Origin of the sequence: Nocardia amikacinitolerans (assembly GCF_900215415.1) — a bacterium.
Taxonomy (GTDB): domain Bacteria; phylum Actinomycetota; class Actinomycetes; order Mycobacteriales; family Mycobacteriaceae; genus Nocardia; species Nocardia amikacinitolerans.
This window is the reverse complement of the sequence record NZ_OBEG01000007.1, coordinates 149,144-171,028: the sequence shown is the minus strand read 5'-3', so window position 1 is coordinate 171,028 and position 21,885 is coordinate 149,144. Positions and strand designations below refer to the sequence as shown.

General features: G+C 68.2%; 24 protein-coding genes. 7 read left to right on the top strand and 17 right to left on the bottom strand.

Annotation, left to right across the window (positions count from 1 at the left end):
* Window positions 1-103: 103 nt before the first annotated feature.
* Window positions 104-847, bottom strand: a complete 744-nt coding sequence (locus CRP45_RS28260; RefSeq protein WP_097247757.1) for an alpha/beta fold hydrolase — start codon at window positions 845-847, stop codon at window positions 104-106.
* Window positions 848-918: 71 nt separating this feature from the next.
* Between CRP45_RS28260 and mhuD the strand changes: the two genes are divergently transcribed.
* The 4 genes from mhuD to CRP45_RS28240 all read left to right on the top strand — a co-directional run bounded on the left by mhuD (window position 919) and on the right by CRP45_RS28240 (window position 3,041).
* Window positions 919-1,236 carry a mycobilin-forming heme oxygenase MhuD gene (gene mhuD / locus CRP45_RS28255; RefSeq protein WP_067790039.1) on the top strand — a complete coding sequence of 106 codons (318 nt, stop codon included), beginning with the start codon at window positions 919-921 and terminating at the stop codon, window positions 1,234-1,236.
* A 301-nt stretch (window positions 1,237-1,537) separates the two neighbouring features.
* On the top strand, window positions 1,538-1,732 hold the full coding sequence (locus CRP45_RS28250; RefSeq protein WP_067790036.1) for a CbtB domain-containing protein: 195 nt from the start codon (window positions 1,538-1,540) through the stop codon (window positions 1,730-1,732).
* Window positions 1,723-2,544, top strand: a complete 822-nt coding sequence (locus CRP45_RS28245; RefSeq protein ID WP_245910522.1) for a CbtA family protein — start codon at window positions 1,723-1,725, stop codon at window positions 2,542-2,544. Before CRP45_RS28250 ends, CRP45_RS28245 begins: the two co-directional genes overlap by 10 nt.
* Before the next feature lie 35 nt (window positions 2,545-2,579).
* Window positions 2,580-3,041 carry a hypothetical protein gene (locus tag CRP45_RS28240; RefSeq protein ID WP_143861563.1) on the top strand — a complete coding sequence of 154 codons (462 nt, stop codon included), beginning with the start codon at window positions 2,580-2,582 and terminating at the stop codon, window positions 3,039-3,041.
* Between the two features lie 47 nt (window positions 3,042-3,088).
* Here the strand turns inward: CRP45_RS28240 and CRP45_RS28235 are convergent, their stop codons facing one another.
* From CRP45_RS28235 to CRP45_RS28220, 4 genes are all read right to left on the bottom strand, one after another.
* Entirely contained in the window at window positions 3,089-3,529 is a 441-nt protein-coding gene (locus tag CRP45_RS28235; protein ID WP_067790105.1) for an OsmC family peroxiredoxin, read from the bottom strand.
* 90 nt (window positions 3,530-3,619) lie between these two features.
* Window positions 3,620-4,075, bottom strand: coding sequence for an SRPBCC family protein (locus CRP45_RS28230; protein WP_097247754.1), 456 nt, complete (start codon window positions 4,073-4,075; stop codon window positions 3,620-3,622).
* 61 nt (window positions 4,076-4,136) lie between these two features.
* Window positions 4,137-4,457, bottom strand: coding sequence for a DMT family transporter (locus CRP45_RS28225; RefSeq protein WP_097247753.1), 321 nt, complete (start codon window positions 4,455-4,457; stop codon window positions 4,137-4,139).
* Between the two features lie 47 nt (window positions 4,458-4,504).
* The gene (locus tag CRP45_RS28220; protein ID WP_097247752.1) at window positions 4,505-5,152 is read right to left on the bottom strand and encodes an FMN-dependent NADH-azoreductase; all 648 of its coding nucleotides are present in this window, start codon (window positions 5,150-5,152) and stop codon (window positions 4,505-4,507) included.
* A 253-nt stretch (window positions 5,153-5,405) separates the two neighbouring features.
* Here CRP45_RS28220 and CRP45_RS28215 point away from each other — a divergent pair, with 253 nt between their 5' ends.
* The 3 genes from CRP45_RS28215 to CRP45_RS28205 all read left to right on the top strand — a co-directional run bounded on the left by CRP45_RS28215 (window position 5,406) and on the right by CRP45_RS28205 (window position 9,243).
* On the top strand, window positions 5,406-6,011 hold the full coding sequence (locus CRP45_RS28215; RefSeq protein WP_097247751.1) for a TetR/AcrR family transcriptional regulator: 606 nt from the start codon (window positions 5,406-5,408) through the stop codon (window positions 6,009-6,011).
* Window positions 6,012-6,197: 186 nt separating this feature from the next.
* Window positions 6,198-8,333: a histidine kinase gene (locus CRP45_RS28210; protein ID WP_245910520.1), complete on the top strand. Its 2,136-nt coding sequence runs from the start codon at window positions 6,198-6,200 to the stop codon at window positions 8,331-8,333.
* A 448-nt stretch (window positions 8,334-8,781) separates the two neighbouring features.
* A complete protein-coding gene (locus CRP45_RS28205) occupies window positions 8,782-9,243 on the top strand; it encodes a YfbM family protein (protein WP_097247749.1) in 462 nt (153 codons plus the stop codon).
* A 90-nt stretch (window positions 9,244-9,333) separates the two neighbouring features.
* On the opposite strand, the gene CRP45_RS28200 is transcribed toward CRP45_RS28205, so the two are convergent.
* The 12 genes from CRP45_RS28200 to CRP45_RS28145 form a co-directional block, all read right to left on the bottom strand.
* Window positions 9,334-11,892 (bottom strand): ATP-dependent Clp protease ATP-binding subunit, encoded by a 2,559-nt coding sequence (locus tag CRP45_RS28200; protein WP_067790016.1) that lies wholly within the window; start codon window positions 11,890-11,892, stop codon window positions 9,334-9,336.
* Between the two features lie 391 nt (window positions 11,893-12,283).
* A complete protein-coding gene (locus CRP45_RS28195) occupies window positions 12,284-13,228 on the bottom strand; it encodes an esterase/lipase family protein (protein ID WP_097247748.1) in 945 nt (314 codons plus the stop codon).
* A 104-nt stretch (window positions 13,229-13,332) separates the two neighbouring features.
* Window positions 13,333-13,926 carry an anthrone oxygenase family protein gene (locus CRP45_RS28190; protein WP_067790011.1) on the bottom strand — a complete coding sequence of 198 codons (594 nt, stop codon included), beginning with the start codon at window positions 13,924-13,926 and terminating at the stop codon, window positions 13,333-13,335.
* Between the two features lie 130 nt (window positions 13,927-14,056).
* Complete coding sequence (locus CRP45_RS28185; RefSeq protein ID WP_245910550.1) at window positions 14,057-14,617, bottom strand: FHA domain-containing protein; 561 nt, start codon at window positions 14,615-14,617, stop codon at window positions 14,057-14,059.
* Window positions 14,618-14,871: 254 nt separating this feature from the next.
* On the bottom strand, window positions 14,872-15,231 hold the full coding sequence (locus CRP45_RS28180) for a histone-like nucleoid-structuring protein Lsr2 (RefSeq protein WP_067790005.1): 360 nt from the start codon (window positions 15,229-15,231) through the stop codon (window positions 14,872-14,874).
* Between the two features lie 155 nt (window positions 15,232-15,386).
* Window positions 15,387-16,892 carry a lysine--tRNA ligase gene (gene lysS, locus CRP45_RS28175; protein ID WP_067790102.1) on the bottom strand — a complete coding sequence of 502 codons (1,506 nt, stop codon included), beginning with the start codon at window positions 16,890-16,892 and terminating at the stop codon, window positions 15,387-15,389.
* 264 nt (window positions 16,893-17,156) lie between these two features.
* Window positions 17,157-17,579, bottom strand: coding sequence for a rhodanese-like domain-containing protein (locus CRP45_RS28170; protein WP_067790101.1), 423 nt, complete (start codon window positions 17,577-17,579; stop codon window positions 17,157-17,159).
* An 8-nt stretch (window positions 17,580-17,587) separates the two neighbouring features.
* The gene (locus CRP45_RS28165; RefSeq protein ID WP_097247747.1) at window positions 17,588-18,184 is read right to left on the bottom strand and encodes a cysteine dioxygenase; all 597 of its coding nucleotides are present in this window, start codon (window positions 18,182-18,184) and stop codon (window positions 17,588-17,590) included.
* A gap of 189 nt (window positions 18,185-18,373) precedes the next feature.
* Window positions 18,374-19,168, bottom strand: coding sequence for a type III pantothenate kinase (locus tag CRP45_RS28160; protein WP_067790002.1), 795 nt, complete (start codon window positions 19,166-19,168; stop codon window positions 18,374-18,376).
* Between the two features lie 29 nt (window positions 19,169-19,197).
* Entirely contained in the window at window positions 19,198-19,659 is a 462-nt protein-coding gene (panD, locus tag CRP45_RS28155) for an aspartate 1-decarboxylase (protein ID WP_097247746.1), read from the bottom strand.
* Window positions 19,660-19,675: 16 nt separating this feature from the next.
* Window positions 19,676-20,602, bottom strand: a complete 927-nt coding sequence (gene panC / locus CRP45_RS28150) for a pantoate--beta-alanine ligase (RefSeq protein WP_097247745.1) — start codon at window positions 20,600-20,602, stop codon at window positions 19,676-19,678.
* Window positions 20,602-21,534 (bottom strand): Rossmann-like and DUF2520 domain-containing protein, encoded by a 933-nt coding sequence (locus tag CRP45_RS28145; RefSeq protein WP_097247744.1) that lies wholly within the window; start codon window positions 21,532-21,534, stop codon window positions 20,602-20,604. The genes panC and CRP45_RS28145 overlap by 1 nt, the downstream gene beginning before the upstream one ends.
* Window positions 21,535-21,885: the final 351 nt, after the last annotated feature.

The following is a 21,885-nucleotide window of genomic DNA, read 5'->3' as shown; positions in this document are numbered from 1 at the left end:
GCCACCTTCTGTCGATCTCACCCGCACCCGTAGCCGCCGACCGAAGGTGACATCCGGTCCGTCTGGCGGGCTGGGGGTCACCTTCGGTCTGGCCGAACTTCGCCTAGTCCAAAATCTCGCGCAGGAATCGCTCGACCTCGGCGCGGTAGCGCTCGGGCTGGTCGTCGTGCACCAGGTGCCCGGCGTCAGGGATCAGCACGTACTCCGCGTTCGCGTTGGTCTCGGCCATTTCGCGCATCTGCCCGGCCGGGGTGATGGTGTGCTCGCCCTCGATGAGCAGCACCGGGACGCGCACGGCCCGCCACTGCTCCCAGAAATGGCGACTGCCCCACTCCTCGGAGATGTCGCGGAAGGTCGCGACCGAGCCGTGCAGCCGATAGCCGTCCGGGCCGTGCTCGAAGGAGTTCAAGAAGTAGCGACCGGCGACCGGGCCGAAGTACTCGAGCACCGAGTCGGCGTCGGGGAACGGCTGCGGCCACGCCTCGATCATGGCCGCCCAGTCCGCGGCGGTGCGTCCGGTGAAGTCGGGGGCGATGTCCTCGACCACCAGCGCGCGCACCCGCTCCGGATAGTGCGCGGCGAACACCCAGCCGTGCAGCGCGCCCATGGAATGGCCGATCACGACCATCGGCTCGGCGAGGTGCGCGGTGGCCTCGGCGAGGTCGGCGACGAAGGCCTCGGTGGTCAGTTCGGGCGGGGCAGGGCGGCCGTGGCCAGCGGCGTCGTAGGTGTAGACGTGCCCGTGCGCCCGCAGCCAGTCCAGCTGGTCGCCCCAGGTGCGCGCGCTGCCCATCAAACCGTGCAGCAGCAGGATCGGCACGCCTGCTCCGCCTTCGTCGTACCACATCGGGTCGATTGTGCCCCCGGGCTCGTCCGGGCGCGCGGTCGCCCGCGAACGGGCGACGTATTGTCGAGTTCATGGCTGTCGTGAAGATCAACGCGATCGAGGTTCCCGAAGGCGCAGGACCCGAGCTGGAGAAGCGGTTCGCGCACCGCGCGCACGCGGTGGAGAACTCGCCAGGCTTCCTCGGCTTCCAGCTGCTGCGTCCGGTCGCGGGCGAGAACCGCTACTTCGTGGTGACCCAGTGGGATTCCGAGGAATCCTTCGCCGCGTGGCGGGACGGTCCGGCCCGTGCCGCGCACGCGGGCAGCGGCGACAAGAAGCCGGTCTCGACCGGCGCTTCGCTGCTCGAGTTCGAGGTCGTCATGGACGTCGCGGCCAAGCCCGCGTCCTGAGTTCCGGCGGGTAACGACTCGCCCACACCGTGGTCAACAGGCGTCGACCGTGTTGACGACGGGCGCGCCGTGGTGTCACAGTTCGAGGTGACCAAGCGAGGGTGATGCGGTAATTCCGGTGTGATTCCGGAGCGGTCGCGCCACTGTGTTCCAAGCATCGAGTCCGTTCTCCGCCGAGTGGCGGGGGCAGGCAAGGTGCCGGAAAGCCAGACACCGGCACCCATCGCACCCATCTCACGGGACGCGAAAGCGCCCCGGCCGGGCCACAACCCGGCAGGGACGTATCCCTAGGAGGACTCGAATGGCCATCGCGCATTCACCGAGCCAGGCAACCGATTCGCTGGCGACCGTGCTCGTCACGGTAGGTGTCGTTCTGCTCGCACTGCTCACGCTGTACCTGGTCGGTTTCGATCAGGGCGCCATCTCGCGCAGCGGGATGTTCATGCACGAGCTGATGCATGACGGACGGCATCTGCTGGGTGTTCCGTGCCACTGAACCAACCCGTTCCGTCGGCCGCCGTCCCCTTGGCCGGATCCCTCAAGACCCTGCTGTTGCGCGGCCTGCTCGCCGGTCTGATCGCCGGTCTGCTTGCCGCCACGGTTGGCTATTTCGTGGGTGAACCCAAGGTCGACGCGGCGATCGCCATCGAGGAGGCGAGCGCGGCCACCGAAGAGTCGCACCACGCGCCCGAAGAACCCGCCGCGGGTCACTCCCACGGCGACGAGGAAGAGCCGCTGGTCAGCAGGCCCGGACAGAAGTTCGGGCAGTTCCTGGCACTCGGCCTCAGCGGTCTCGCCTTCGGCGCCATCTTCGCCTCGGTCGCGCATTTCGCGCGGCGCCACACCGCACTGTCCGGTCCGAAACTGGCGATCGGGCTCGGTGTCGCTGGCTGGGCCGCGATCGTCGCGGTGCCGTTCTTCAAGTACCCGGCGAACCCACCCGCGGTGGGCGACCCGGAGACCATCAACGATCGCACCCTGCTGTGGGTCGCCTCGGTGCTGCTCGGCCTCGCGGCCGTCGGCGCGGGGGTGTACGTGTACAAGCTGCTGCGCGGGCAACTGGACACCGTCCGGCTTATCGCGGGCGTCGCGGCGTTCGTGCTGATCACCACGCTGGGCTACGTCCTGTTGCCCGGCGTCGACGAGGTCTCCGCCGACTTCCCGCCGAGCCTGCTGTGGCAGTTCCGTGTCGCGTCGCTGGCCGTCTCCGCCACGCTGTGGGCGGCGCTCGGCCTGGGCTTCGCGGCGCTCACCGAGTTCGCTGGGCGTAGCACCCAGGTACGGAGCGAGGTCGCTACCGCGGGGTGATCCGCGTTCAGAAGTTCAGGGGCAGTGTCGGTCTCATGACCGGCACTGCCCCTTCTGGTTCCGCTGTCGTTTCGCCGCGCTCCGTGACGCTCGCGGTGACGGCTTTCGTCATCGCGCTGCTCGCCGGGGTCGGCGAGGCGCTGGCGCGCACGGCGATGACGCTCGAACGGTCCGACGCCGACGTGCCAGGCCTCGCCGTCGGCTTGGCCCTGCGCTTCGCGATCTACCTGTTCGTGTTGGCCGTCGTGATGCGGATGGCGCGCGGGGACCGTGTCGCACGGCTCGCGCTCGTGCTCGGCATCGGTGTGCTCGGCCTGGCTTCGTTGCTCGTCGAACCGGTGACGGCGCTGCTCTCCGGCGTGGCGGTATCCGTCACCCCGAGCTCGCTCGGCCTCGGCCTGCTGCGCGCGATCCACGTGCTCGCCGTGTTCGTAGCGATCCCGGCCATGTACGCGCCCGACGCCCGTGCGTACTTCGCCCGCCGCGCGACCGCATGACTCCCCGCACTCCCCGCTCGGCGCGAGGAGTGCGGGGAATCGAACGGTCACGCCAGCGCGGCGTCCAGGCTGATGGTGTCGACGCCCGCCAGCGCCTTGGAGACCGGGCAGCCCGCCTTGGCGGCCTCAGCGGCGGCGAGGAAGCCGTCGGCGTCCATGCCGGACACCCGGCCGCGGACGGTCAGCTTGATCGCGTTGATGCGGAAGCCGCCCGCCGGGTCGGGGCCGAGGGTGACATCGGCGGTGACGTCAAGGCTTTCGGGGGTGGCGCCCGCGTTGCCGATCTGCGCCGAGAGCGCCATGGCGTAGCAGGAGGAGTGCGCGGCCGCGATCAGTTCCTCGGGGCTGGTTGTGCCGTCGGCTTCCTCCGCGGAACGCTTCGGGAACGACACGTCGTACTTGCCGACGCCCGAACTGGTCAGCTCCACCTGGCCGGAGCCGTCCTGCAGACCTCCGGTCCAAGCGGTGCGCGCGGTACGTGTTGGCATCATTGTCCTTTCACGAAGTGAGCCGAACTCGTGCAGGCTAGAACCTACCCGCACAGCCGAACCGTGGACACCGCTTCCGCTGGCGAGCCGTCAGCCGACCGCGCCGAGCTTCTGATCGAGCTGCTCGAGCACCTGCGGCCACGCGGCGCGGTGCCGGTCTCTGGCCGCCTCGCTCGCGAACCCCGAGTGGCGCAGGCGAAGCCGGATGCCGCGCGGCTGCTTGACGAACTGCACGCTCACCACCGTCTCGGCGCCCTCGGTGCCGCCCTCGCCGGTGACCCAGGTCAGCTCGACGAGGCGCTCCGGCTCCAGTCGCAGGAAACGGCCGTAGTGCGGGTTGCGCTTGCCCTCGAACTCGGTCTCGAAGAAGAACGGCTCGTTCACCGCTGGCCTCATCCGCACCGAATCCGGGGCGGCGAACCAGATGTCGAACCCCTCTGTCCATGCGGCGTAGAGCAAGCTCGGCGGTGCTTTCATCACCCGCTCCACGGTGAGGTCGTGGGGCCGTGCGGACAGATCCGGGAGACGAACTGACTGGTCGACCATCACCGGACCATATACCCCGCGCCCAAAGCCCCCACAGCGTTTACCCCGACGTGATCGGCGGTCACTCGGGATTGGTCACCCGGGCGAGCACGATGCCGCCGAGAATCAGCGCGAGCGCGAGTACTCGGCCCGCGCTGAACGGATCACGGTGCACCACGATGCCGAGGGCGATCGCGCCCACCGCGCCGATGCCGGTGAACACGGCGTAGGCGGTGCCGACGGGTAGCGTCTGCATGGCCCTGGACAGCAAATACACCGCTAGGCTGCCCAGGACGAAGCACACGAGGGTGGGTAGTGGGCGGGTGAAGTTCTCGGTGGGTTTGATGCTCTGCGACCAGACGATCTCGACGAGGCCCGCGAGACCTAGTACGAGCCAGTTCATTTCGGTGCTCCAGTCATTGAGGTACTCGCGTCATTCCGGCGCACGGTTCAGTACCGCGCCGCGAGGGAGCGGGCGGTTTCGGTGGCCTTCGCGTAGGAGTCGTCGTGTTCGGCTCGGCGGTCGGCCAGTGCCGGGTCCTGGCGCGAGTTGGCCAGTTCGGCGTGCACGAAAACCGTGTCGGTGACGGCGAAGTGGCCCGCGAAGAAGTCGCGCAGGTAGCGCTCCTGGTAGTCGAAAGCCGCCTTGGGCGCGCCGGGCGAATAGCTGCCGCCGCGCGCGGAGACGACCACGAAACGGCGGTGCCCCAACGACATTCGCGGAAAGGTGAGCTGGTCCAGCCAGGCCTTCAGTACGGCTGGAATCGAATAGTTGTACATCGGGGTGCCGATCAGGATCACGTCGGCGGCAAGCACCTCGTCCAGCAGAGGCCGCAGGATCGCGAGCGCGGCGGTCTGCGCCGGAGTCGTCGCCAGTCCGTCGAGCTCTTCCGGGTCGAAGCCGCCGCGCGAAAGCACCGCGTCGCACAGCTCGGTCCACGCCTCGCCGATGAACGGCACTGGCCGGGTCGCCAGATCGCGGTACAAGTACCCGCCGTCCGGATGCTCGGCGCGCCAGGCGGTGGCGAACTCCGCGCTCAGTTCCCGGCTGATGGAACGCCGACGGGCGCTCGCGTCCAGGTGCAACAAAGTGCTCATGCCTGCACCTCGCTGACGCTCGGCTCCGGCATGCGCACAGCGCGCTGGCACATGATTCGCTCACTGCGTTCGCTCATGCCTGCGCCCCCACCGACTCTCGACTCCAGCAAGTGCACCGCGCCCTGGCACCTGGTTCGTTCACTGCGTTTCACGGTTCAACCCTTTCGACCAATCGGACACATTGTCCGGTTTGACGCTAACAGGCAACCGGACATACTGTCCACTTATTCCGAACTCCGCTAGAGTCGCTGTCATGGACACCCGTTCGGATCTGCTCACCGGCGCACCGCTCGACCAACCGAGCGAACGCGCGGACGCGGCACGCAACCGCGCCAAGGTCCTCGCTGCGGCGGCGAAGCTCTTCGCCAGCCGCGATCCGCGCGCGGTCACCATGGACGACATCGCCAAGGCGGCGGGCGTCGGCCGCGGCACGCTGTATCGCCGCTACCCGGACACGAATTCGATCGCCGTCGCGCTCTTGGACGCGCACGAACGCGCCCTCCAAGAGCGCCTGCTGCACGGCGAACCACCCCTCGGCCCCGGCGCGTCCCCAGCCGACCGCCTGGCCGCCTTCTACGAGGCGATGGTCGAACTCCTCGACGACCACGCCCATCTGGTCCTCGGTGCGGAAACCGGCGGCGCCCGCTTCGCGACCGGCGCCTATGGATTCTGGTACGCCCACGTGCGTGCGCTGCTGCTCGCCGCGGACGTGCGCGATCCGGACGCACTCGTCGACGCACTCCTGGCGCCCTTGGCCGCGGAGGTCTACCTCGCACAACGCAAACGCGGCCTCACCCCACCCGCCATCACCCAGGGACTAACCCGAATCGCCCACACCCTCCTCGGCGAATCCCGCTAGCCACCACCCCAATTCGCCGCTCCCACACACCGTTCACACGCCTCACACAGCCGATGCCTATGCGAGGCGTCAACAACCTCTGTGGCACCGCCAGCGCAGCACTCACACACGGGCTGCCGGACGAAGTCCGTCCGAAATCCCGCGCATGGCCGGAGCGGATGCGCAGGTACGCCTTAGGCTGCAAGGGTGAGTGCGCCAGGCATAGCGAATCGTGGCTCGGTCGTATGGGACTGGGGCCTCGCGTTGATCGTCGCGGTAGTCCAGGTGGCCGGGGGTCGCGGCGCCAATTTGCACCAGACCGGCACGCAGTCGGTGGATGTGCTCGGCTATCTGCTGCTGATCGCGGGGCCGGTGGCGCTGGCGTTCCGGCGCGTTCAGCCGCTGCCGGTGCTGGTGATCGCGCTTGCCGCGTGCGGCATCTATCTGGCGCTGGGCTACGGGTACGGTCCGATCTTCCTCTCGCTGGTGATCGCCTTCCTTACCGCGGGAACGATCGGATCCCGTTGGTGGACATACCCACTCGTACCGATCGGCTTCGTACTCTTCGTGTGGCCACTGCCCGCGTCGCTCGGTGAGTCGGTGAACGGCTGGCAGGTCTTCGGGATGCTGGCGTGGTCGGCCGTGCTCATCAGCGCGGCCGAAGGGTTGCGCCAGCGCCAAACAACATTGGACGCCCGCAAGGAACGCGAGGAGGCCGCCCGTCGCGACGAGCAGGCGCAGCGGGAACGCCGCGCGACCGAGGAGCGGCTGGCCATCGCCAGGGAGCTGCACGACGTACTGGCCCACAGTCTTTCGCTGATCAACGTGCAGTCCTCGGTGGCGCTGGAGCTGTTCGACAAGCGGCCGCAGCAGGCAAGGACGGCGCTCGCCGCGATCAAGGCGGCGAGCAAGGAATCCCTCGCCGAGGTGCACACCCTGCTCCAGACCATCCGCATGGGCGCGACACTCGCTGATCCCGAAACCGCACCGGTGCAGCGTGATTCGACCGAGACGTCGCGTCCCGCGCGGGGCCTGCGCGGTCTGCGGCGCGCGGCGCCGGGCCAGCGGAGGGTGTCCGGTACGGCGGAGCCGGGTAAGCAGCCGGAGGACCTGCGCGCCGCCGTCCGGGAGCCGCGCTCCGAATTCCGCCCGGCCGAGCCGCCGAAGAAGCAGGAGGCGCCGCGTCCGCCCGCGCCGAGCATCGGGGATCTGGACGCGCTGCTGCGGCGGCCACGTGAAGCGGGACTGACCGTAGAGACCCGCGTCATCGGCGAACCGCAGGCGTTGCCCAGCGAAATCGACGCCGTCGCGGCCCAGATCGTTCAGGAATCCCTGACCAACGTGGTGCGCCACGCGCCGGGCGCGAGCGCCACGGTCACCGTCCGCTATGCGGTCGGCTCCGTCGACCTCACCATCGACAACGCCCGCCCCACCGCCCCCGCGCTCCGATCCGGCTCCGGCGGCCGCAACGGGATCATCGGGATGCGCGAGCGGGCGCACGCCCTCGGCGGAGCGCTCACCGCGGGCCCGCGACCCAGCGGTGGATTCCGCGTCGCGGCCCGGCTACCGAGCCAGACCGTTCCTGTGCCCGCGCGCCCCGCACCCCGCCCCGCCGAAGTCGCGGCCAGTAGCGGCGACGGCGTAGCGGAAAAGGTCCGCGCCGAGCCGGACAATACGGCAGAGCCGATGGGCCGCAACGGGTCCGAGAGTGCGTCCTCCGACAACGCGGACGCCGCGCGCGGCGATCACAAGGGCCGCAACGACACCGCCCCAGGATCCTCCGGCAGCGCAGACGCCGCTGGTGCACCCGACAGCTCGCCGAACATGTACGGCAGCACCGGATCGAGGTCCAGAGGCAGCGAGGACACCGCGCCGGGCGACCGCAAGAGCCGCAACGGCACCGCCTCCGCATCCACTGGCAGCACAGCCGCCAGTGCACCCGACGGCTCCGCGCCCACATCCCCCGGCGACGCAGGCGCCGCGACAACGAACCCGAACGCCCACGGCGGCAACGGTTCGTCGACCACAGGCAGCGGGGACACCACGCCGGAAGACCGCAAGACCCGCAACGGCACCGCCTCCGCATCTACAGGCGGCCTAGACACCGCCGCACGCGACAGCTCCACGCATGCTTCTCTCGGCGCCTACGACACCCCGGCGACCAGCCAGGACAACCGCAGCGCCACCGCGCCCAACACTCGCAGCTCGGACGCCGCGCGCGGCGATTGCAAGGGCCACAACAGCACCGCCCCAGCATCCACGGGCAAACCAAATGCCGCTAGCGCGCGCGACAGCTCCGAGCCCACATCCCCTGGCGACGCGGGCACCGTAGCGGCGAACTAGAACGCCCGCGGCGGCACCACGACCCACACCGGCGACTCGGCCACCGGGGCCGGCGATCGCAACGGCCACAACACCACCGCCGAAACGGGCGGTCGGCAGCCCGAATTAGGCAGGTGCACAAGGTAATTCCGCGACCGAAGCCGCCCGCGGCTCAGGACCGCGACAACGAACCCGAACGCCCTCGGCGACATCGCGTCCGAGACCGAGGACACATCCGCCGGGACCGGCGATCACGACGGTCACAACCGCAGCGCTTCGCCATTCACCGGCAGCCCGGATGCCGCCGGTGCGCACGGCAGCTCCGCGCCCGCATCCCCTGCCTGATCCGCACTTCGGCCGGACGGGAAAACTGTCGGTCGACCCGACTACATTCCGACTAGATCGACAAGGCAGACAGTCGGATCGGAATTCGGGACGGTTCCCGTAGTCCGACGGAGTGGGGAAACCAATGGGAGTGATTCTGTCGTTCACCAAGGTCACGGCGGAACGATTGGGCGAGTTGGTCGCCGCGAGAGCGGAAGCGGGCGACGAGGTTTGGGATATCGAGCGGGCGAAGGGGGATCCCAGCGGGTACCTCGACAAGTCGTGGGACGGGCTGCGCTATCTGCTCGAAGCGGCCGAGTCCAGGGTAAACCTGTTCTACGACGGTGATCTCATCGTCGACGAGTACTACGCGTGGTCGCCGGATCTCGTCCGCTCGACGGGCGAGCGGCTGCGTGCGACACCGTTCACCGCGCTCGCCGCCCACTACGACCCCGCCGCCATGGACGAGGCGAACGTCTATCCGGGCATCTGGACGAGGGACGGCGACGAAGGACTCGGCTACCTGCGCTACCACTACGACGCCCTCGTCACGTTCTTCCGCGACGCCGCGAAGACCGGCTCCGCGGCGATCATGCACTTCGGTTGAGCACAAACGCCGAAGCACGTACCCCGAAACACGTACGAAAAAGGCCCGCCCCCAACGGATTTCCGTTGGGGGCGGGCCTTTCGTTGCGGCTTACTCGCCGGACGCGGCCTCCGTGGTGGAGCCCTCGCCCGCGCCGGTCAGCACGACCTCGGGCTTCTCCTCGACGGGCGTCTTGGTCAGCTTCGCCTTGCCGGTGAAGGTGAACTTGGCGTCCTCGCCGGAGCCCTCGCCGTCCCAGCCCTCGACGTCCACGGCAATGGTCTGGCCTGGGCCGATCTCGCCGAAGAGGATCTTCTCCGACAGCTGGTCCTCGATCTCGCGCTGGATGGTGCGGCGCAGCGGCCGGGCACCGAGCACGGGGTCGAAGCCACGCTTGGCGAGCAGGTTCTTGGCGTTCTCGGTGAGCTCGATCGCCATGTCCTTGTTCTTCAGCTGCGTGGCGACGCGGTTGATCATCAGGTCCACCATCTCGACGATCTGCGCGTTGGTGAGCTGGTGGAAGACGATCACGTCGTCGATGCGGTTGAGGAACTCGGGCCGGAAGTGCTTCTTCAGCTCGTCGTTGACCTTGAGCTTCATCCGCTCGTAGTTCGAGCCCTCGTTGTTGGACTGCGAGAAGCCCAGACCGACGGCCTTCGAGATGTCCGAGGTGCCGAGGTTCGAGGTGAAGATCAGCACCGTGTTCTTGAAGTCCACGGTCCGGCCCTGGCCGTCGGTCAGGCGGCCGTCCTCGAGGACCTGCAACAGGGTGTTGTAGATCTCCTGGTGGGCCTTCTCGATCTCGTCGAACAGCACGACCGAGAACGGCTTGCGGCGCACCTTCTCGGTGAGCTGGCCGCCCTCCTCGTAGCCGACGTAGCCCGGAGGGGCGCCGAAGAGCCGCGAGGCGGTGAAGCGGTCGTGGAACTCGCCCATGTCGATCTGGATGAGCGCGTCGTCGTCGCCGAACAGGAAGTTCGCCAGCGCCTTGGACAGCTCGGTCTTACCGACACCGGACGGACCGGCGAAGATGAACGAGCCGGACGGACGCTTCGGGTCCTTCAGGCCGGCGCGGGTGCGGCGGATCGCCTTGGAGACGGCCTTGACCGCGTCCTCCTGGCCGATGATCCGCTTGTGCAGCTCGTCCTCCATGCGGAGCAGACGGGTGGTCTCCTCCTCGGTGAGCTTGAACACCGGGATACCGGTCCAGTTGGCCAGCACCTCCGCGATCTGCTCGTCGTCGACCTCGGCCACGACGTCCAGATCACCGGATCGCCACTGCTTCTCCCGCTCGGCGCGCTTGGCGACGAGCTGCTTCTCCTTGTCGCGCAGTCGCGCGGCCTTCTCGAAGTCCTGCGCGTCGATCGCGGACTCCTTCTCCCGGCGCGCGTCGGCGATCTTGTCGTCGAATTCGCGCAGGTCCGGCGGAGCCGTCATGCGACGGATGCGCATGCGCGCGCCCGCCTCGTCGATAAGGTCGATCGCCTTGTCCGGCAGGAACCGGTCGTTGATGTAGCGGTCGGCCAGCGTCGCGGCGGCGACCAGCGCGCCGTCGGTGATGGACACCCGGTGGTGCGCCTCGTAGCGGTCGCGCAGACCCTTGAGGATGTTGATGGTGTGCTCGACGGTCGGCTCGCCCACCTGAACCGGCTGGAAGCGGCGCTCCAGGGCGGCGTCCTTCTCGATGTACTTGCGGTACTCGTCGAGGGTGGTCGCGCCGATGGTCTGCAGCTCGCCGCGGGCCAGCTTCGGCTTCAGGATCGAGGCCGCGTCGATGGCGCCCTCGGCCGCGCCCGCCCCGACCAGCGTGTGCAGCTCGTCGATGAACAGGATGATGTCGCCGCGGGTGTTGATCTCCTTGAGCACCTTCTTCAGGCGCTCTTCGAAGTCACCGCGGTAGCGGCTGCCCGCGACCAGCGAACCGAGGTCGAGGGTGTAGAGCTGCTTGTCCTTCAGCGTCTCGGGGACCTCGCCGTTGACGATGGCCTGCGCAAGACCCTCGACGACGGCGGTCTTGCCGACGCCGGGCTCGCCGATCAGCACCGGGTTGTTCTTGGTGCGGCGGCTGAGCACCTGCATGACGCGCTCGATCTCCTTCGAGCGGCCGATGACCGGGTCGAGCTTGCCCTCGAGCGCAGCCTGGGTCAGGTTGCGGCCGAACTGGTCGAGCACCAGCGAGGTGGACGGGGTCCCGGCCTCGCCGCGGGCGCCGGACTCCACCGGCTCCTTGCCCTGGTACCCGGAAAGCAGCTGGATGACCTGCTGGCGGACCCGGTTGAGGTCGGCGCCGAGCTTGACGAGCACCTGCGCCGCAACGCCCTCGCCTTCGCGAATGAGGCCGAGCAGGATGTGCTCGGTGCCGATGTAGTTGTGGCCGAGCTGCAGCGCCTCGCGCAGGCTCAGCTCAAGCACCTTCTTGGCGCGCGGGGTGAACGGGATGTGGCCGGACGGGGCCTGCTGGCCCTGACCGATGATCTCCTCCACCTGGCTGCGCACACCCTCCAGCGAAATGCCAAGGGACTCCAGCGACTTCGCCGCGACTCCCTCGCCCTCGTGAATGAGGCCAAGCAGGATGTGCTCGGTGCCGATGTAGTTGTGGTTGAGCATCCGGGCCTCTTCCTGGGCCAGGACAACGACACGCCTCGCGCGGTCGGTGAACCTCTCGAACATCGCTCCCTCACTCTCCTGCTCAGACCTTCATAGGCGTCCGACGCTTCAGTGCTGTGGTCAACCTTCGGTCGTCAGCCTGCCATGAAGCCCGGGGGTTGCGGCCCCCGCCTCCACTCTAGTTGGCGGGGGTCCGGGCCGCCTCCAGTCCACCCTATTGGGGACCAGCGACAGCACGGTCATTCACTCATAACGTGAGCGTTTCGGGTTTCGTTTCCGATCCGGTTTTGCCGACAGCGAACACCCTCTGATCCGGCGATCTCGCCCCGATCCACGGGCCATCGTCGCCCCGTTGACGCCCCTGCCAGTGCAAACGACCGAACGACCCCCGGTGTTCCCGGCAATCCGCGATTTTCGAATCAATCCGGCGGCCGGGCGGCTGCCGCTCCCGAGGTCAGCCCGTGAACGGTGCGGCGAACTGGCACGGCACCGGCCGCGGATGGGCGGGATCGAGTGCGTTCAGGACGAATCCCGCCGCCCGCGCGGTGCCCGCGATGCCCGCGTGCTCGGAGTAATCCTGTGCGCAACCGTCCTGAACCACGACATTCGTGACATTCGGGCCGGGAACCAGCCCCGCGGTGTACGGGATAACGGCCTCGTCGAGCCGGGTGGCGATGTTCGTGTAGGTGACGTCGGGGTGGTAGACGCCGTCGGCGTTGAGCGACTCCAGGAACGGCGAACCCGCGATGAGCTGGCGGCAGGCGTGGCATAGCGTGGCGCCGACCGCCGAGTCGAAGATCCCGCCCGCGCCGAGCCGGGTCGCGAAGGCGGCGGCGTTGCCGAGGCCCCCGGCGTTGGTGCCGAGCCAGGGCGGCGCGAGGCCGACGAGCTTGTCCACTTTGTCCGCGCCGCCGAGCCGCTTGACGTAGTAATTGCCGATGAAATTGCCCTGCGAGTGCCCGATGACGTCCACCTTCGCGGCGCCGGTCGCGGCGAGCACGCGGTCGACGAAGGCGGCGAATTCCAGGCCACTCTGTTCCATCGGCCGCATGCCGCCGATCGCGGACAACGGCCATGGCAGCGCGTGGGCGCCGTAGGTCAGCGAGTAGACGCAGTAGCCCTCGTTGGCGAGCAGCGGCACGTACACGCCCCAATTGGTCTGCGCGCCACCTCCGGTGCCGTGCGCGAGGACCACCGGATTGGGGTGCTCCGCGCTCGGGCGGCAGGACCAGTCGTTGGCGCCGGGCAGCGAGCCACCCGGGTTGGTCAGCTCGGACGGAATGCCGGAGAAGAAGTTGTAGACGACCGGGTAGCGCTGCGCGTGGGCCGAACCCGCCGCACCGATCCACAGTGCGGCGAGCACGAAGGCCACCACGAACGGAACTGGGACACGTCGCATGGAGCCTCCAATTCTGGAACTTGTTCCAGAAGAAGCTACCGACGACGTGTCCCAGATAGTGCCGATACCGGCGGGTAACTTATAACCCGTTCTACCGACGAGGATCAGCCGAGCCGGTGTGCCGCCGCGGGCTGCGCACCGAATCCGGCGGGCGCTGCGTAGGCCGTCCCAGCCTGGGCCGGACCCGCGGCCTCGCTCTTGCCCTGCTGGACGCCCGCCGCGAACAGCGCGCCGCACAGCACGAGGAAGGCCAAGGTGTGCACCACGGCGCGAATCACGTTGTAGCGCACCCAGGCGGCCTCGTAGTTCGCCCGGACCGCCGCCATGTCCGCGATCTGCGCCGGGTCGCCCGCGGCGGCCAGCTGATCGTTGAGCGGAACGTTGAATCCCGCGGTCACCGCGAACGCGATCACGTTGAGCACCACGGCGATACCGATCCAGACCAGGGTCGCGCGGTGATCCCGGCCCAAGTGCAGCAGCGCGGCGATGATGCCGAACGCGACGGTGCCGAGGAACGCGATCATGAACCAGGGGTTGATGATGACCACGTTGATCTTCTGCATCAGGTCGATGATGGTCCGATCGTCGCTGCGCTTCAGCGCGGGCATCACCGAGATGGCGTAGGCGTAGAACACCCCGGCGGTCAGACCCGTAGCCAGCACGGCCGCCACCAGCGCGGCGATTCTCAGCGCGAACATTCGATTTCTCCTGCCTCACAGTCCGGGTCCGAATCTTCTCGGTCCGGCGACGAGTACAAGTCAATCGTGAAAGGGCCCGCGCCTCCATGGTCGAGACGCTCGCCCGCTTAAGCGGGCGTCCAGACGCGGTTCAGAGATCCCGGTCGGAGATGATGCCGCTCTGCATGGCCAACGCCGCGAGCCGCACCCGCTTCTGGTTCTGCGGCAGGCTCTCCACACCGAACTTGGCGAACAGGGCGCGCAGGTGGGTCTTGATGGCGTCGACGCTGAGGAACAGTTCCTCGGCGATCTGCTGGTTGGAGGCCGGGGTCGCGAAGCCCGCGCCGTTCTTGTACGGGCGGCACAGCGCGACGAGCACCGCTCGCTGGGTCTCGGTGAGCGAACGCAGGGTGGGAATCGAGCCGGTGGAGGTGCGGGTGGCGTCGTCGGCGACCGCGCCGAAATCGTGGAAGGAGACCAGCGAGGTGCCGACCCGGATCTTGTCGCCCGCCATCAGGCGGCGCCTGCCGACCAGTCGCTCGCCGTTGACGAAGGTGCCGTTGCGGGAAAGCCCGTCGTCCACGATCGTCCAGTGCGCGCCCAGGTATTCGACGGCCGCGTGCAGGCGCGAGACCTCCGCGTCCCAGCGCAACGCGAGATCGGCATGGGGCGAACGGCCGATCGTGACTCGCTGCTGATCCGGGCTCAGCATCAGCTCCTGCTGGCGACCCGAGTCATCGGTGAATCGCAACAATGATCCGACGAATCCAGTCACTGCGCCGATACCTCATCTCTCCATACCGCCAGTGACGACCTTCGCACAGTTTCCATGGTGCCGCTTCGGGGTACCACGAGCAAGATCGTGCCGGTCCGGTCGATGGTCGGCGTCGGGCCCGATGCCCGACGAAATGCTGCTGCCGCCCGGGCGTCGCACGATTCGCCCAGGCGGCAGCGGGTGGAAAAGTACTAACCCTTCGCGGCCTTGTTGTACGCGTCGGTGATGTCGGCGGAGATACGGCCGCGAGCGGAGACCTTGTGGCCATTCCGGCGCGCCCACTCGCGAATTGCCGCACTTTGTTCCCGGTCGATGGAGACCCGGCTCTTCGGGGTGGCGGCGGTACCCGCGGCGGCCTTCACGCGGCGACGACCGCTCACCCGGCGCGCACTGGAAACCCACTGCTCCAGCCCGTCACGCAGCTTCGCGGCATTTGCCGACGACAGGTCGATCTCGTACGACACACCGTCGATCGCAAACTCGATGGTCTCGTCCGCGATGGACTCACCGTCGACATCGTCGATCAGGCTAACGGTGACCTTCTTTGCCATGAGATGAACGTCCTCTCGAAATCGTGCGACCCGCATACTAGGCCGATTACCCGAGGCAAGAATACCTCGAATTCAGAAAATTCCAAGACGAGACTTCGGCTATCGAAACGCACCCGACTCTGTTTGATTTGCGATGTTCGCCGACCGCTGGCTGGTTACGCTCCGGCGTCGCCTGTGCGTCGGTCGCTCACACCTCGCTGAGTGACCGGACGCACAATTGGGAACAGTATCGTTTCGCGGATTCCCAATCCCGTGAGTGCCATCAACAACCGATCGATTCCCATACCGGTTCCAGTTGTCGGCGGCATACCATGCTCCATCGCGGCAAGGAAGTCCTCGTCCAGCGCCATTGCCTCGTCGTCGCCCTGCGCGGCGAGCCTAGCCTGGTCCACGAACCGCTCGCGCTGGATCACCGGATCGACCAACTCCGAATAGCCGGTGGCCAACTCGAAGCCGCGGACATACAGATCCCACTTCTCGGTAACTCCGGGCTTGCTGCGGTGCTGACGAGTCAGCGGCGAGGTCTCGATCGGGAAGTCGCGTACGAATGTCGGCGCATAGAGCTTGTCACCGTACTCGTGCTCCCACAGTTCTTCGACCAGTTTGCCGTGGCCGTAGCCCTTGCCCTCCGGAATTTCCAGTCCGACCCGATCGGCGAGTGCCAGCAATTCCTCGACCGATGTTTCCGGGGTGACTCGGACACCCAGCGCATCGGACAGCGAAGGGTACATCTCGACGGTCGCCCACTCGCCCCGAAGATCGTATTCGGTACCGTCCGCGAGGGTCACCACCTGGGTGCCGAAAGCCTCTTGCGCGACTTCCTGCACCAATTCCCGGATCATCTTCGCCGAGTCGTCGTACGTGCCATAGGCCTCATACGTTTCCAACATTGCGAACTCGGGCGAATGGGTCGAGTCGGCGCCTTCGTTGCGGAAGTTCCTGTTGATCTCGAAGACCTTCTCCAAACCGCCGACCACGCACCGCTTGAGGAACAGTTCCGGCGCGATGCGCAGGTAGAGGTCCATATCGAGGGCATTGGAACGGGTGACGAACGGCCGGGCCGCCGCGCCGCCGTGCAGCGTCTGCAGCATCGGCGTCTCCACCTCGAGGAAACCGCGGCGCTCCAGCGCGGCACGCAGCGCGCGCACCACCGCGACCCTCGTGCGCGCCATTTCCCTGGCCTCGGGGCGCACGATCAGGTCGACATAGCGCTGCCGGACCCTCGACTCCTCGTTCATCTCCTTGTGCGCCACCGGCAGCGGCCGCAGCGCCTTGGCGGACATGGACCAGGAATCGGCCATGACGCTCAATTCCCCGGTGCGCGAGGCGATGACCTCACCGTGCACGAAAACGAAGTCACCGAGGTCCACATCGGCCTTCCAGGCCGCGAGCGCGTCCGCTCCGACGCCGTTGAGGCTGATCATGGCCTGCAGCTTGGTGCCGTCGCCCTCCTGGAGCGTGGCGAAACACAGCTTGCCGGTATTGCGCAGGAAAATGACGCGGCCGACGACGCCTGCCAGTTGCCCGGTCTGGGTATCGGCGGGCAGATCGGGAAAGGCGGCCCGAATTTCGGCCAGCGAGTGCGTGCGCGGCACCACAACGGGATACGCCTCGGCGCCCTGCGCGAGCAGCCGCTCACGCTTCTCCCTGCGAATCCGCATCTGCTCCGGGACGTCGTCGACTTCCGGGGCGGGTCGGCGGGATTGCGCCGCAGGAACCGAACCCGCGGAGCGACCGGACGAGGGCGTGTTCGGGGTGCTCACATCGGACAACCCTAGCGTGCACCGGAAATCCTTTTGCGGGCCGCCCGGGCTCCGCCCGATAGTAACGAATCGGCATCGGTTTCCGGTGCGGACGAAAGCCGCAGGAATACCGAAACCGATTGCGCTACCTACTATTTCGAGATAGAAGCAACTCGCGCCGAATTACAGCGAGGCGAGCGCGGTGACCTCGCGGGCGAAGTGCGGCGCCCGGCTCGCGATGGTGAGCAGGCCCGCCGCCTTGAGCGCCTGGTAGCCGCCGATCAGATCGGTGGCCCGGTGCAGCCCGAGTTGTTGCAGCGAGGCGGCGGCCAGGCTGGAGGTGTAGCCCTCGGAGCAGACGACGATCCATTCCACGTCGTGATCGGCGGCCAGCGCCAAACGCGCCGAACTGGTCGGGTCGAGCCGCCATTCGAGCACATTCCGCTCGATCACCAGGGCGCCGGGCAGCGTGCCCTCCCGCTCGCGCTGCGCCTGCGGACGGATGTCCACCAGAATGGCGCCCCTGGCGAGCGCGGCGGGCAATTCGAACGCGTAGATCCGGTCGATCTGCTCGCGCGCGTTGTCGAGCATCTGATCGATGGTCAAGGGGGCCATCACATATCACCTTCGGGCTGGTCGGTGAGAACGGTTCGGGTACGCCGCAGGGTGCCGTGGCCGGTCACCTCGTAGTAGGACATCGCGGTCAGCGGCGGGGAATAGGCGTGCACGCTCAACGTCGGATCGAGCGGGCCCGCGGATTCGGCGGCGGCCGGTGCGCGCATCACGTCGTGCACCCAGCCGATGGGAAAGGAAGCCTGATCGCCCGCGGTCAGCGTGCGCCTGCGCAATTCCGTGCCGTTCCAACGGAATTCCGAGAGCGCGCCGCTGAGCACGGTGAGCGCGCCGAGCGATCCGGCGTGGTCGTGCAGCTCGGTGGACTTGCCCGGCGTCCAGCTGATCAGCCAGACGTCGACCTCGTCGTCGGAGAGCAACCGGGCCGCCCAGCGTTCTTCGACGGGCCAGACGCCGCCCGCGGGAAGCAGGTGGTCGTAGCGGCCCGCGAGCACGTCCTCGGCGCCCTCGTCGGTCAGCCGCAGCAGATCGGCGGGACGCAGCCGGGTCGGGAGCGCTGGGGCGACGGCACGGTCGACCGGCGGACGGGCCGACAGGCCGTCACGTGCGGACGAAAGGGAAAGAACAGAGGAACGCATGAGCGAAACTCCAGGAGGTGGGGATCGGTCGAGGGACTCGTGGTCGGCCTCGATCGGTCGAGGCCGGAATCAGCCTCGACAACACTCCTGGGTGCTCACGCGGAAAGACACGTCGGCGAGTCTAGCAGCGCTCTTCGCGGGAGCAACAGACCCACCCGGGGTGATACACGCCCCACCCCGGGCGCGCGGTCAGGATTTGCGCCGCTGCTGGTTGCGTTCGTAGACCAGGCGCAGGCCGGTCAGGGTCAGGTGCGGCTCGTGATGGTCGATGGTCTCCGACTCCGGCACGATCAGCGGCGCGCTGATGCCGGTGGCGACCACCGCGACGTCGTCGCCCGCGAACGCGTCGAACTCGTCGCGGATGCGGTCGATCAGACCGTCGACCAGCCCGGCGAAACCGAACACCGCGCCGGACTGGATCGCCTCGACGGTGTTCTTGCCGACCACCGAACGCGGGCGCGCCAACTCGACGCGGCGCAGCGCCGCTCGCTCGATGAGCGCCTCACTGGAGATGGCGACGCCGGGCGCGATGACGCCGCCGAGGAACTCGCCCTTGGACGAGACGAGGTCCACGGTGGTCGCCGTGCCGAAATCGACGACGATCGCGGCCGAGCCGAAGCGCTGCTGGGCGGCGAGCGCGTTCACGATCCGGTCGGCGCCGATCTCCTTCGGATTGTCGACCAGCAACGGAATGCCGGTCCGCACACCGGGTTCCACCACCACGTGTGGCACGTGCGACCAGTACCGCTCCAGCATGGCGCGCAGCTCGTGCAGCACCGGCGGCACCGTGGAAAGGGCCGCGACGCCCATCACCTCGTCCAGCTGTGCCCCGACCAGCCCGCGCACCTGCATCGCGAACTCGTCGGCGGTCAGCAGCGGATTGGTGTGCATCCGCCAGTGCCGCACCAGCTTTGCGTGCGAGCCGCTGCCGGAGAACAGGCCGAGCTCGATGCTGGTGTTGCGGACGTCGATGGTCAGCAGCATTGCTCACCCGACTTTCGAAGTTCTGGCCGTCAGGCGAAGACAACGGGGACGGCAGCCGGCGGAGCCGGCGGGGTGGGTGAACGCAGCGTGCGCGGGGAGGTGAGGCCGGAGCCCTCGGGGGCGTGCGCCGGATCGGAGCCGAGCTCGACGGGGCGGTTGCGCTCGTCGACGAAGACGACCTTCGGGTCGTACTCGGCGATCTCCTGCTCGTTCATCATCCCGTAGGCGATCAGGATGACCAGGTCGCCGGGATGCACCAGGTGCGCGGCGGCGCCGTTGATACCGATGACGCCGGAACCGCGCTCACCCGCGATCACGTAGGTCTCCAGGCGGGCGCCGTTGTCGATGTCGACGATGCAGACCTGCTCGCCCTCGAGCAGATCGGCCGCGTCCAGCAGATCCTGGTCCACCGTCACCGACCCGACGTAGTGCAGGTCGGCGTGGGTCACGGTGGCGCGGTGGATCTTGGACTTCATCATGGTGCGCAACATCTTCGTCGTCGCCTTTCTAGAAAGCTGCCGGTGCCGGCTGGGATTCGAGGTTCGGGTGGCCGTCGATCGGGGCGCCGAGGGTGACGGCGATGTTGTCGATGAGCCGGGTGGCGCCGACCTTCGCGGCTACCAGCAACCGGGCGTTGCCGGAGGCCGGGGCCGGGCCGAGGGTCGAGGAGCGCAGTTCGAGGTAGTCGACGTCGACGCCGGTCGCGGCATCGAGAACGGCGCGGGCGGCGGCGAGCACGCCGTCGGCGCCGAGGCCGCCCGCGTGCCTGCCCGCCGACAGGGCCGCGGAAAGGGCCAGCGCGGCTTCGCGCTGGGCGGGATCGAGGTAGCGGTTGCGCGAGGAGAGCGCGAGGCCGTCCTGCTCGCGCACGGTCGGGACCGCGACGATCTTCACGTCGAAGTTCAGGTCGCGCACCATCTGCCGGATCAGCGTGAGCTGCTGGTAGTCCTTCTCGCCGAAGAACGCCTCGCTGGGACGGGCGATCTGGAGCAGCTTGGCCACCACCGTGAGCATGCCCGCGAAATGCGTCGGACGGCTCGCGCCCTCCAGCTCCGCGCCGATCGGGCCGGGATGCACCGTGGTGCGCGGGCCGTCGGGGTACATATCGGACACGCTCGGGGCGAACACCAGGTCGACGCCCTCGGCGCGCAGCAGTTCGACGTCGGCGTCCAGGGTGCGCGGGTACTTGTCCAGATCCTCGTTCGCGCCGAATTGCAGCGGGTTGACGAAGATCGAGACGATCACCACCTGATTGGTCCGCTTCGCGCGGCGCACGATTTCCAAGTGCCCCTCGTGCAGCGCGCCCATGGTCGGCACCAGGCCGATGCTGCGGCCGACACCCCGCAGCGCCTTCGCCACCGCGGCGACCATGGCCGGGTCGTGGTGCACGGTAAGTTCGCCCGGCTTGTAGGCGCCGCGCAATTTCGGATCCATCAACGGCGTCCTTCCAGGAGCTCGATCAGGGCGGGGTTGGTCTTGGCGCGCTCGGCGGTGCGCAGCGACATGGCGCGGTAGCCTGCGGCGAGCCGCTCGTCGGTGGCCTCGAGCGCCGCGAGATGCGTCGCGACGGCGTCCGCGTCGCCGCGGGCGACGGGGCCGGTCAGCGCGGACTGACCGCGGCGCAGCGCGTTGTCCAGCGCGGCCGACGCGAGCGGGGCGAGCAGGCGCTCGGCGAGTCCGTTGGGCTGGTCGTCCACGATCTGCTGACCGAGCAGACCTGGACCGGCCAGCGCCTCGCGCAACGCTTCCACCGCGTCCAGCACCACGGTTACCAGATGGTTGCTCCCGTGCGCGAGCGCCGCGTGGTACAGCGCGCGGTTCTCCTCGGAGACCCGCACCGGCTCGCCGCCCATCTCGATGACAAGCGACTGCGCGATCGCGTAGCCGATGTCGTCGGCGGCGGTGATGCCGAAGCAGGCGTTGCCCAACCTGGTGACGTCCTCGTCGTGGCCGGTGAAGGTCATCGCGGGGTGGATGGCAAGCGGCAGCGCGCCGATCTCGGCCAGCGGCGCGAGCACGCCGACGCCGTTGGCGCCCGACGTGTGCGCCACGATGGTGCCCGGCCGGACCACGCCCGAGCTCGCCAAACCGCGCACCAGCCCGGGCAGCTCGGTATCGGGCACCGCGAGCAGCAACAATTCGCTGCGCGCCGCCACCTCTTCGATCGGCAGGATCTCGGATTCGGGCAGCCGCAGCCGAGCCCGGTGCTTGGAGGCGTCGGAAATGGCGGAGACGCCGAACACCACGTGCCCGGCTCGCTCGAGCGCTGCGCCGAGCGCGGAACCCACGCGTCCCGCCGAGACGATTCCCACCGTCAGGCGTGCGGGCGCAGGGTCGAAGCCCGAAGCCGCGTTGTCAGAAGTCACGCTTCTCGAGGTCAACACTGTCCTCTCGATGTCGTTCCAGTCCCGCACCGCGGGTACCAGACGTTACGAGGTCGAGGATATCGGCCCGAAGTTTGCCGATGCCATGGCCCCCGGACGTGATTTAACGAACAGTGCTTGTTGGCGCGCTGGCGCGCGCGTGTCCGCAGCACCCCCAATCCGACCAAAGGTCACCATCAGTCGCCCCACCGACGTGAAGGTCACCCTCGGTCGGTTCACCGGGCAGACAGGTCGGGTGAACGAAGGTCGCCTCCAGTCGGTCTGGCGGGATGGAGGTGACCTTCGGTCGGTTACCGGGCCGACCATTCTGGACGCGGGAGTCGTGCCTGGAGC

Excerpts from the sequence above, each read along its gene's own strand:
- CRP45_RS28260 (WP_097247757.1), bottom strand. The coding sequence starts at position 847 with ATGTGGTACGACGAAGGCGGAGCAGGCGTGCCGATCCTGCTGCTGCAC.
- mhuD (WP_067790039.1), top strand. The coding sequence starts at position 919 with ATGGCTGTCGTGAAGATCAACGCGATCGAGGTTCCCGAAGGCGCAGGA.
- CRP45_RS28250 (WP_067790036.1), top strand. The coding sequence starts at position 1,538 with ATGGCCATCGCGCATTCACCGAGCCAGGCAACCGATTCGCTGGCGACC.
- CRP45_RS28240 (WP_143861563.1), top strand. The coding sequence starts at position 2,580 with ATGACCGGCACTGCCCCTTCTGGTTCCGCTGTCGTTTCGCCGCGCTCC.
- CRP45_RS28235 (WP_067790105.1), bottom strand. The coding sequence starts at position 3,529 with ATGCCAACACGTACCGCGCGCACCGCTTGGACCGGAGGTCTGCAGGAC.
- CRP45_RS28230 (WP_097247754.1), bottom strand. The coding sequence starts at position 4,075 with ATGGTCGACCAGTCAGTTCGTCTCCCGGATCTGTCCGCACGGCCCCAC.
- CRP45_RS28225 (WP_097247753.1), bottom strand. The coding sequence starts at position 4,457 with ATGAACTGGCTCGTACTAGGTCTCGCGGGCCTCGTCGAGATCGTCTGG.
- CRP45_RS28220 (WP_097247752.1), bottom strand. The coding sequence starts at position 5,152 with ATGAGCACTTTGTTGCACCTGGACGCGAGCGCCCGTCGGCGTTCCATC.
- CRP45_RS28215 (WP_097247751.1), top strand. The coding sequence starts at position 5,406 with ATGGACACCCGTTCGGATCTGCTCACCGGCGCACCGCTCGACCAACCG.
- CRP45_RS28205 (WP_097247749.1), top strand. The coding sequence starts at position 8,782 with ATGGGAGTGATTCTGTCGTTCACCAAGGTCACGGCGGAACGATTGGGC.
- CRP45_RS28200 (WP_067790016.1), bottom strand. The coding sequence starts at position 11,892 with ATGTTCGAGAGGTTCACCGACCGCGCGAGGCGTGTCGTTGTCCTGGCC.
- CRP45_RS28195 (WP_097247748.1), bottom strand. The coding sequence starts at position 13,228 with ATGCGACGTGTCCCAGTTCCGTTCGTGGTGGCCTTCGTGCTCGCCGCA.
- CRP45_RS28190 (WP_067790011.1), bottom strand. The coding sequence starts at position 13,926 with ATGTTCGCGCTGAGAATCGCCGCGCTGGTGGCGGCCGTGCTGGCTACG.
- CRP45_RS28185 (WP_245910550.1), bottom strand. The coding sequence starts at position 14,617 with ATGCTGAGCCCGGATCAGCAGCGAGTCACGATCGGCCGTTCGCCCCAT.
- CRP45_RS28180 (WP_067790005.1), bottom strand. The coding sequence starts at position 15,231 with ATGGCAAAGAAGGTCACCGTTAGCCTGATCGACGATGTCGACGGTGAG.
- lysS (WP_067790102.1), bottom strand. The coding sequence starts at position 16,892 with ATGCGGATTCGCAGGGAGAAGCGTGAGCGGCTGCTCGCGCAGGGCGCC.
- CRP45_RS28165 (WP_097247747.1), bottom strand. The coding sequence starts at position 18,184 with ATGCGTTCCTCTGTTCTTTCCCTTTCGTCCGCACGTGACGGCCTGTCG.
- CRP45_RS28160 (WP_067790002.1), bottom strand. The coding sequence starts at position 19,168 with ATGCTGCTGACCATCGACGTCCGCAACACCAGCATCGAGCTCGGCCTG.
- panD (WP_097247746.1), bottom strand. The coding sequence starts at position 19,659 with ATGTTGCGCACCATGATGAAGTCCAAGATCCACCGCGCCACCGTGACC.
- panC (WP_097247745.1), bottom strand. The coding sequence starts at position 20,602 with ATGGATCCGAAATTGCGCGGCGCCTACAAGCCGGGCGAACTTACCGTG.